General features: G+C 27.2%; 1 protein-coding gene. It reads left to right on the top strand.

The annotated features are described in order from the left end of the window. Positions 1-875, top strand: an 875-nt coding sequence (locus Q0370_RS01345; protein ID WP_299571065.1) for an acyltransferase family protein, incomplete at its 5' end; no start/stop codon positions are given. Between the last annotated feature and the right edge of the window lie 293 nt (positions 876-1,168).

Raw genomic sequence — 1,168 nt, 5'->3', positions numbered from 1 at the left:
TATTTCTACATACTTTGAACAGGCAGTTTGGAGTGGATGTATGGATGGGAGGTTATGCCGTTATTTCGATAGGAGTTAATTTGTTTATTATGATTAGCGGATATTTGCTGCTTGATAAAACCGAAGAAACAATAGTATTTTTTAAAAAAAGGATTTTAAATATTTTACCACTTTTTTTAGTATTTAATATTATATATATTTATTTTGGAAAAATTCCGATTATGCCAATTTTGAAAGGGAAAGCGATTTCAGCATCGCATTTTTGGTATATTTATATGATATTAGGGCTGTATCTTCTTACGCCGTGGTTGCAAAAGGTGTTGAAATATGCAGAAAAAGAGACTCTTTTTGTAGTTTTTCTCTGGTTTTTGTGCAATATTTTGAATCCGTATTTACGATATTTTAATTTTGCTGAAATTCCATTTTCTAATTTTCCATTAACAGGCTTTATTGGGTATTATATTTTAGGGTATTTTGTAAAGAAATACGACAATAAAGTAAAAAGGACATCATTTATTTTAATAATAGTTATCTATGCTTTAGGATTCTTGCTAAGTTTTTTATCTACTAAATATGTTTTAGCAGTAACAGGAAAACGTGTATCTGATTTTTTTGATAAAAATTCACTAGGAACATTTATTATGACGATTTCCTTTTTTGTATTTTGGTGTAAATTTAACTTTTCTAAAAGAGATAGGATTATAAAAATAGTGGCAGATTCTACATATTTTGCATTCCTAGTTCATCTTATAGTGCTTAATTTTGTTATAAAGATAAGTGATGAAATGATTTTTAAATCAGTAATGACAATTGGGATAAGTATAATTTTAGGAATTTTGTATAACCTTCTCAAGCAAATTAATATTAAGAACTAAAAACAAATAGTAATAAAAAACAAGGGGTACAGTTCATAAGAGAGAATTGAAGCCCCTTGTGTTTTAAAATATTAAATTTTTTAAATTATAAAAGTACATACAAAATGTCTTACTAAATTAAAGTTATCTTCTTCTTCCAGCAGCTATTCTTGCACGTCTTTGTCTACGGGAAGGCTCTCTTTTCACATATACAACTTTCTTTCTTCTTGGAACTCTTACAAAAATATATCTTCTTCTTATTATTACTTTACGTGTAGGTTCTTTTTTTACATATACTACTCTGTTATTTCTTC

The sequence above is a fragment of the uncultured Leptotrichia sp. genome (genome assembly GCF_938036635.1).
Classification (GTDB): domain Bacteria; phylum Fusobacteriota; class Fusobacteriia; order Fusobacteriales; family Leptotrichiaceae; genus Leptotrichia; species Leptotrichia hongkongensis.
This window is presented reverse-complemented; position numbering and strand designations above follow the sequence as displayed.